Raw genomic sequence first — 8175 nt, 5'->3', positions numbered from 1 at the left:
CAACCTTTGTTTTCGCACCAACTTTAACGATTTTTGATACCATTTCTGTTCTGATAACAACCGGTATTCCATCAGTTACTGTACCGTTAGTTGCATTAACTAGTGTTGATGTGGCTGTTACTATCTTACCTTCAGATCCATTATTAGTAACCGTGTTAGTTCCTACATCTTTGGTTTTATCTGTTTCATACCGTGTTGTTACTGGAATTATTTTGGTTACAACTTTAGATTTAGCGCCATCTTTCTTGAACACTTCCTTTTTCTCTGTTGGAGTAAGGGAACCCGTGCTTGCATTAACTGAGTAGGTTGTGGTCTTCTTAACAACGTCATCGATTTCTTTGAGATATTCAACCTCGTCTTTAGCTGGCACTTTGAGCACTGTCGGAGTTGAAGGGGTGATAACTGGTTGGCCTTCATGCGGAATAAGACTGCCGTCTGCAGGGTTAACAGTATAGGTTGTGGTTACTGTTCTTGTACCTGGAGTACCAGCTACTGTGATAGTTTCTCCTCCTTTAGCTCTCGTAACGTCTTTCTCATAACGAACATTTGGTTCGAGTGGTGTAACGACAACTGTTGATTTAGCGCCATTTTGTTTGAAGATTTCTGTTGTCTCTGTTGGAGTAAGGGAACCGGTATTTGCATCCACCGCGTAAGTGGTTGTCTTCTTAACTACATCATCGCCTTCTTTAAGGTATTCAATATCATCCTTAGCTGGAACTTTGACCACTGTAGGAGTTGACGGTTTGATAACGGGTTGTCCTTCATGCGGAATAAGTCTACCATCTGTCGGATTAACAGTGTAAGTGGTAGTGACTGTTCTTGTACCTGGAGTACCAGCTACTGTGATTTTTGATTCACCTTTGACTCTTGTGGCGTCTTTTTCATAACGCACACTTGGCTCAAGTGGTGTAACAACAACTGTTGATTTAGCGCCGTTTCTCTTGAAGATTTCTGTTGTCTCTGTTGGAGTCAGTTCACCTGTACTTGCACTGACTTGGTAGCTGGTCGTCTTCTTAACAACGTCATCACCTTCTTTGAAGTATTCAACCTCATCTTTAGCTGGCACTTTGACCACTATAGGTCTTGATGGGACTACTACTGCAGGTTCTTCACGTGGAATGAGGCTGCCATCTGTAGGATTCACAGTATAGGTTATAGTGACTGTTCTAGTACCTGGAGTACCAGCTTCTGTGATTTTTACTTCACCTTTGGCTCTTGTGGCATCTTTCTCATAACGAACACTTGGCTCTAGTTGGGTAACGACAACTGTTGATTTGGCACCATTTTGTTTGAAGATTTCCTTTTTCTCTGTTGGAGTAAGGGCACCGGTGCTTGCATTCACTTCGTAAGTGGTAGTCTTCTTAACCACATCATCGCCTTCTTTGAGGTATTCAACCTCATCCTTAGCTGGCACTTTGACCACTGTCGGAGTTGAAGGGGTGATAACTGGTTGTCCTTCATGCGGAATAAGGCTACCATCTGTAGGATTAACCGTGTAGGTGGTAGTTACTGTGCTCGTACCTGAAGTACCAGCTGTTGTTACATTTTTTCCGCCTTTAGCTCTTGTGGCGTCTTTTTCATAACGAACACTTGGCTCTAGTTGGGTAACGACAACTGTTGATTTAGCACCATTTGGACTGGTAATTTCTTTCCTTACAGTTGGAGTAAGGGCACCGGTGCTTGCATTCACTTCGTAAGTTGTTGTCTTCTTAACAACGTCGTTGCCTTCTTTGAGGTATTCAACCTCATTCTTAGCTGGGACCTTGACCACTGTAGAAGTTGAGGGTTTGATAACAGGTTGGCCTTCATGCGGAATGAGGCTACCATCTGTAGGATTAACCGTGTAGGTGGTAGTTACTGTGCTTGTACCTGGAGTACCAGCTGTTGTTACATTTTTTCCACCTTTAGCTCTCGTGGCATCTTTTTCATAACGAACACTTGGCTCAAGGGGCGTAACAACAACCTTGGTCTTAGCGCCATCTTTCTTGAAAACTTCCTTTTTCTCTATTGGAGTAAGGGCACCGGTGCTTGCATTCACTTCGTAGCTGGTTGTCTTCTTAATAACATCATCGCCTTCTTTGAGGTATTCAACCTCATCCTTAGCTGGGACTTTGACCACTGTCGGTTTTGATGGGACTACTACTGCCGGTTCCTCATGCGGAATGAGGCTACCATCTGTCGAATTGACTGTGTAGGTTGTGGTTACTGTTCTTGTACCTGGAATACCAGCTACTGTGATTTTTGCTTCACCTTTGGCTCTTGTGGCGTCTTTTTCATAACGAACACTTGGCTCTAGTTGGGTAACGACAACTGTTGATTTAGCGCCGTTTGGACTGGTAATTTCTTTCCTTACTGTTGGAGTAAGGGAACCCGTGCTTGCATTAACTGAGTAGGTTGTGGTCTTCTTAAGCACATTATCGCCTTCTTTGAGGTATTCAATCTCATCCTTAGCTGGAACTTTGACCACTGTAGGAGTTGACGGTTTGATAACGGGTTGTCCTTCATGCGGAATAAGGCTACCATCTGTAGGATTAACCGTGTAGGTTGTGGTTACTGTTCTTGTACCTGGAATACCAGCTACTGTGATTTTTGCTTCACCTTTGGCTCTTGTGGCGTCTTTTTCATAACGAACACTTGGCTCTAGTTGGGTAACGACAACTGTTGATTTAGCGCCATTTCGCTTGAACACTTCATCAAGTATATTTTTAGTAATCTGTCCTGTATCGGGATCTTTGATACTAACAGTTGTTGACTTAATGATGTCATCTCCGCGTTTACTATATACAGAAGTTTCTCCAACTTTTTCTACAGATTTGACTGTTGCAATTTTTTTATCTTGATAACCTGTCCCATCCAAGGAAATTCGTTTCCCAGATATAAACTCTGATCGTCTATTAATCATATCGGCTTCAAAATAAGAACGTGAACTATGACCTCCGCTTGTTTGTCCAACATTTATAACAACATCACTATCATTACTGACACCTTTTCTTATCGTCGAATCATTATCAACAATATAATGTGTCATTTTCCCAGACTTAGCTATTTTTTTACTATCTAGACCTTTCTGCCAAAATTCATTATTGGAAAAGAAATTGGTCACAACTTTTGGGGCATTAAAGGTTGTTCCTTTTTTTAATACATTATTATAAAAGTTTCTATAAGCCCGCTGTTCTTTAGAAGACATGACTCTGCTGTCAGAATACGCCAACTGATAGGCTTCAACCATTGCCCGTTGTACTAAATATCCTCCTAAAGAGTGTCCTGTCAAATATAGATTGGTAATGCTCTTATCTTTAGCCAGTTCACGCATGATATTTTCTGCATCGATCCCTTGTTGAGGATTTCTTCCTGTTCCAAGTGTTATATCAGCTCCTATATCTTTGGCATCACTTGTTCCACGAAAGGCTAATACTTGTGCAGTTCCATTTGGTAAATATAAGAAATCACTCTTAGTTTCATACAAGACAGCATCTAGTCCACTAGAGGTATGGTAACTTTTCTTCCTTTCCCAATAAGGCCCCAATTCCTTATTCATCATCATATACTCATAACGTGGTCTACTGTCACCATTCTTTTTATATAACTCTGACTCTGTTAAGGGTCTCTTATGATCCAGCACTCTATCAATATAATTATCATCACGGTAGGACAATTCCATGAACATAATCATATCGCGCTCACTGACATTCCATTTTAATTTTTCATCTGGCTTTTCTTTACTGTCAATAATACCATCACCATCAGTATCTTCTAACATAGGATGACTATTGTAGCCTACATACTTTTTCCCGCCTTTTTCATAAATATAAAGTTCATCTTTATCCTTCAAGTAATCATCATCTGTATAAGCTTCTGGACTTAACTTAGGGCCGTTTAGTAACAAACTGTCAAGCTTATTACCTTCTGAACCGATTACTCCTGCTTTGATTTTTTTAGCATCTTCCTCAGTCAATTCATATTTTTTTATCTCGGAAGGATTTGATGCTGCTCTCACCGCTGGAGTGCTTGATCTGTCTTCACCTACCACGGAAGCCCTTGTGGTCAAGCTATTATTGCCCATCTCCCCAGATGTCTTAAGTTCTGTAGTTCTTGTAGATATTATTGGAGTATCTTTTGGGGCTGGACTGGAAATAGAACCTCGATTCTCTGGTGAACTTTGAGACTCTTGTTTTTTCTCCACAGTAGGGGTCGAATTCTCCCTTTCAGAATTAGCCCCTATCTCTGTTGCCAAATTATTTTCCGTAGAAGCCAGTACTCCCTGGGATGGTGTAAACAAGGTAATTCCTATTAATACCGAAGCCACTCCAACTGAAAACTTTCGAATCGAAAAACGTTGACGTTTATTAAAAATGTCTTTCATTTTACCAACTTTCTTTCTCACTATTTTTTACAAAATAGAGGGTTCTAATATTTTTCTTTGACAGAATACTGAATCGTTTCTTGACTAAAATTTTAGAGCTTTTCCTCTACTTGATCATAAACCACCACATTGATTTCTAATCATAGAAAAAAATGGATCGATTAATATTACTAAAATATCAGTAAAATATAAAAAAATGTAAATATTTCACTTCCAACACTGCCATTATACCATAAAAAATCATAACACTCATGTGTTTTAAAAAAGGTTTATCAAAAAGTCTTTATACTCAATGAAAATCAAAGAGCAAACTAGGAAACTAGCCGCAGGTTGCTCAAAGCACTGCTTTGAGGTTGTAGATAAGACTGACGAAGTCAGCTCAAAATACTGTTTTGAGGTTGTGGATAGAGCTGACGTAGTCAGTATCATATACCTACGGCAAGGCGACGTTGACGTGGTTTGAAGAGATTTTCGAAGAGTATTAAAATCAAAAAACGCATAATATCAGGTATTGAATGAAAACCTTGATACTATGCGTTTTATCTTATACGTTTCACTAAATTTGCGACTACTATTTGAATCTTTATCCAACTCTGTCAAATCTAGATTTTTTCTTCTTTGATATCAATCACAATCTCTTCTGATTGGTCAAGAGTTTCGGCTTTTTCTTGCCATTGCTCCTTAAGATTATTGAATTGATCTTTTGATGCTTCTGTCGCTTGACGAGCACATGATTTGGCTTGAGCAAGGACACTGTCCACAGTGATTTCCCCTGCCTCAACCTGTTCTTTAGTTCTCAGAACAAAATCTGTAGCCTTCTCCTTAACTTCTGTCAGTTTTTCACAGACCTGCTCTTTAGCATACTCAGGATCTTCTCTTAAATCATCTAAAAAATCTTGAGCCTGACTGCAAACTTGTTTACCCTTGTCACTTGTTAAAAACAAGGCAAGAGCTGCACCTGAAACGGTTCCTAAAAGGATTGAGGATAGTTTACCCATAAGGTTTCTCCTTTTTTATTTTTTGAAAAATTTACTTGCAAGACGAAGAGCTGACAAACTTGCACCAGTCTTGAGTGTTTTTGAACCAGCTGAGGAAGCTTTCTTGCTCAAGACACGCGCATGGTCATTGAGGTCTGAAACAGATAGAGATAAATCTGCAACAGCATTAAAGAGTGGATCAATCGTTGCCACCTTGACATTGATATCATCTGCCAAGACATTGACCTTAGCCAACAATTCATTGGTGTGATGCAAGGTCACATCCACATCTGAAGTCAAGGTTTTAATCGTCTTCTCTGTTTCATCGATAACACGTCCAAGTTTTTGTACAGTGATAATCAGATAGACCAAAAAGACAATCAAAGCAAGGGCTACAAGAATATATGCAACTTCTAACATTTAGTTTTCCTCCTCTGTAACATAGTATGGGGCCTTCTTTCGATTTTGATATAGAATGATAAAAATACCCAATCCGATAAGAACAACTGAAAGCCATTGAGACACTCGAAGTCCAAAGAACATGAGGCTATCTGTTCGCATGCCTTCGATGACCATACGACCGAAACCATACCAAATCAAGTAGAAAGCAGTGATATGACCTCGTCTGAGGCTCTTCCATTTTCGTCTGGCAATCAAAATCAAGGCAAAACCAAGTAGATTCCATAGAGACTCATAAAGGAAGGTCGGCTGACGGTAGCTCCCTTCAATATACATCTGGTCACGGATAAAACCAGGTAGATAATCCAGATTATCCACTGCTGCACCATAAGCTTCTTGGTTAAAGAAATTGCCCCAGCGCCCCAGACTTTGGGCAATCATGACGCTAGGCGCCGCAATATCTAGAAAATCCCAAGTATTGATGAGTTTACGATCAGCAAAGATATAGAGCACAATAGCCCCAGTTATCAAACCACCGTAAATGGCCAAACCACCATTCCAAATGGCAAAAATCTCTCCCAAATTCTGACTATAGTAATCAAAACGGAAAATGACATAGTAGAGACGAGCTCCTAAAATAGCCAAGGGAAAGGCTATCAAGATAAAATCTAAAATATCGTCTGGTATGATCTTCTTTCTAGGTGCTTCTTTCATGGTCAAATAAACCGCAAGAATCAAACCTGTCACAATACACAAGGCATACCAACGAATGGCTATAGGGCCTAGATGAATAGCAATTGGATCAAGCATTAGGCACCTCGTTTTGAGCAATAAGATTTGTCAAGCGTTCTTCGAACAAACGCGTCGCATCAAAGCCCATTTCCTTAGCACGATAATTCATGGCAGCAGCCTCAATCACGACAGAGATATTTCGACCTGTTTTCACTGGAATACGGATACGAGGAATGGCTACGCCAGAAATTTCTAATTCCTCTGCATTGTTTCCTAGACGATCAAAAGTCTTATGCGTATCATAATTTTCCAAGTAAACAGCCAGCTGGACTTGTGAAGAATCCTTGACGGCACTGGCACCGTAGAGGCTCATAATATCGATAATCCCAACCCCACGAATTTCAATCAAGTGTTTCAAGATTTCAGCAGGTTCTCCCCAAAGAGTTAATTCATCCTTAGAGTAAATATCTACCCGATCATCTGCTACCAAGCGGTGACCACGTTTGACAAGTTCCAGGCCTGTCTCACTCTTACCGATACCACTATCACCTTGAATCAAGACACCCATCCCATAGATATCCATCAAAACCCCATGAACACTGGTACGTTCTGCCAAACGAGAATCAAGGTAATTAGATAACTCTCCAGACAAACGACTGGTCGCCGTACGGCTGGTTAAAATGGCAATCTTACACTCTCTAGCTGCCTTTAACATTTCTTCTGGAACCACCAAACCACGAGCAACAATGACCGCAGGTGTCTCAGGTAGAAACATTTTTTTCAAAACTTCATAACGGCTGTTGGAAGGCATACCAATCAGATATGACCACTCCTTCATCCCCAAGAGCTGGATCCGCTCTGGCGTATAGTAGTCAAAATAACCTGTCATTTCAAGACCAGGTCGCGTGATATCCGCTGTATTGATTTCCTTTTCAAGCAATTCTGGTTCGCCATAGACAATGTCTAGTCTAAGCTTTTCTATCACTTCTTTTACTAAAACCGACATCATTTCCTCCTTCAAGTGAGTTCTTCTCTCTATTATATCAAATTGTAGGAGGATATTTCAGATTTTTGCAGGCTTTGAAGTATTTATTTATACTCAATGAAAATCAAAGAGCAAACTAGGAAACTATCCACAGGCTGCTCAAAGCACTGCTTTGAGGTTGTAGATGAAACTGACGAAGTCAGCTCAAAACACTGTTTTGAGGTTGTAGATAAGACTGACGAAGTCAGTCACATATATACGGCAAGGCGACGTTGACGTGGTTTGAAGAGATTTTCGAAGAGTATTAAAAGAAAAAGGACTAGATTTCTCCAGCCTTTCATTTCTAATTAGAATTTTTTACGTTTACGAGCTGCTTCTGATTTACGTTTACGTTTTACAGAAGGTTTTTCATAGAATTCACGTTTGCGTGTTTCTTGAAGAGTACCAGCTTTAGTAACCGCACGTTTGAAACGACGAAGTGCGTCGTCAAGAGATTCATTCTTACGTACTACTGTTTTAGACATTTTTTTCACTCCCTTCAAGTTCAATATCTATTATATTCTACACGTAAAAGGAATAATTGTCAAGAGGAAACTAAGTTTTTTATTCTTCATAATGATTAAGCTAACTTCTCAAAGTAACTTCCACTTGCCTGACCAAAGTGGAAATTAGTCTAAAACGGATTTTTATGGTGGAATTAAGTGTGAGACGTTTGAGTT

The 8175-nt window shown here is 40.0% G+C and carries 8 protein-coding genes; 2 read left to right on the top strand and 6 right to left on the bottom strand.

Annotated features, from left to right (window positions below; translation table 11 throughout):
• A partial coding sequence (locus CJ239_RS11220) for a G5 domain-containing protein (protein ID WP_102211619.1) occupies nt 1-4363 on the bottom strand: 4363 nt, incomplete at its 3' end.
• A gap of 292 nt (nt 4364-4655) precedes the next feature.
• On the opposite strand from CJ239_RS11220, the gene CJ239_RS12325 reads away from it, so the two are divergent.
• Nucleotides 4656-4826 carry a hypothetical protein gene (locus tag CJ239_RS12325; protein ID WP_042900659.1) on the top strand — a complete coding sequence of 57 codons (171 nt, stop codon included), beginning with the start codon at nt 4656-4658 and terminating at the stop codon, nt 4824-4826.
• A 139-nt stretch (nt 4827-4965) separates the two neighbouring features.
• Here CJ239_RS12325 and CJ239_RS11215 read toward each other — a convergent pair whose 3' ends face one another.
• Genes CJ239_RS11215 through hprK form a run of 4 tightly spaced genes read right to left on the bottom strand, consistent with a single transcriptional unit; the run spans nt 4966 to nt 7477 of the window.
• Entirely contained in the window at nt 4966-5361 is a 396-nt protein-coding gene (locus tag CJ239_RS11215) for a YtxH domain-containing protein (RefSeq protein WP_102211618.1), read from the bottom strand.
• Between the two features lie 15 nt (nt 5362-5376).
• The gene (locus CJ239_RS11210) at nt 5377-5760 is read right to left on the bottom strand and encodes a DUF948 domain-containing protein (RefSeq protein WP_000895038.1); all 384 of its coding nucleotides are present in this window, start codon (nt 5758-5760) and stop codon (nt 5377-5379) included.
• Nucleotides 5761-6549, bottom strand: a complete 789-nt coding sequence (gene lgt, locus CJ239_RS11205; protein ID WP_102211617.1) for a prolipoprotein diacylglyceryl transferase — start codon at nt 6547-6549, stop codon at nt 5761-5763.
• Nucleotides 6542-7477, bottom strand: a complete 936-nt coding sequence (gene hprK / locus CJ239_RS11200) for an HPr(Ser) kinase/phosphatase (RefSeq protein ID WP_180958281.1) — start codon at nt 7475-7477, stop codon at nt 6542-6544. The genes lgt and hprK overlap by 8 nt, the downstream gene beginning before the upstream one ends.
• Before the next feature lie 96 nt (nt 7478-7573).
• Between hprK and CJ239_RS12320 the strand changes: the two genes are divergently transcribed.
• Nucleotides 7574-7732, top strand: coding sequence for a hypothetical protein (locus CJ239_RS12320; protein WP_257994555.1), 159 nt, complete (start codon nt 7574-7576; stop codon nt 7730-7732).
• A gap of 71 nt (nt 7733-7803) precedes the next feature.
• Here the strand turns inward: CJ239_RS12320 and rpsU are convergent, their stop codons facing one another.
• Nucleotides 7804-7980 carry a 30S ribosomal protein S21 gene (gene rpsU / locus CJ239_RS11190; protein WP_000048054.1) on the bottom strand — a complete coding sequence of 59 codons (177 nt, stop codon included), beginning with the start codon at nt 7978-7980 and terminating at the stop codon, nt 7804-7806.
• Between the last annotated feature and the right edge of the window lie 195 nt (nt 7981-8175).

The sequence above is a fragment of the Streptococcus sp. UMB0029 genome, assembly GCF_002871495.1.
GTDB lineage: Bacteria > Bacillota > Bacilli > Lactobacillales > Streptococcaceae > Streptococcus.
This window is presented reverse-complemented; position numbering and strand designations above follow the sequence as displayed.

What these genes read in the sequence shown, in the direction of transcription:
- CJ239_RS11210 (WP_000895038.1), bottom strand. Translation starts at nt 5,760, where the DNA reads ATGTTAGAAGTTGCATATATTCTTGTAGCCCTTGCTTTGATTGTCTTT.
- rpsU (WP_000048054.1), bottom strand. Translation starts at nt 7,980, where the DNA reads ATGTCTAAAACAGTAGTACGTAAGAATGAATCTCTTGACGACGCACTT.
- CJ239_RS11215 (WP_102211618.1), bottom strand. Translation starts at nt 5,361, where the DNA reads ATGGGTAAACTATCCTCAATCCTTTTAGGAACCGTTTCAGGTGCAGCT.
- lgt (WP_102211617.1), bottom strand. Translation starts at nt 6,549, where the DNA reads ATGCTTGATCCAATTGCTATTCATCTAGGCCCTATAGCCATTCGTTGG.
- hprK (WP_180958281.1), bottom strand. Translation starts at nt 7,477, where the DNA reads ATGTCGGTTTTAGTAAAAGAAGTGATAGAAAAGCTTAGACTAGACATT.
- CJ239_RS12325 (WP_042900659.1), top strand. Translation starts at nt 4,656, where the DNA reads ATGAAAATCAAAGAGCAAACTAGGAAACTAGCCGCAGGTTGCTCAAAG.
- CJ239_RS12320 (WP_257994555.1), top strand. Translation starts at nt 7,574, where the DNA reads ATGAAAATCAAAGAGCAAACTAGGAAACTATCCACAGGCTGCTCAAAG.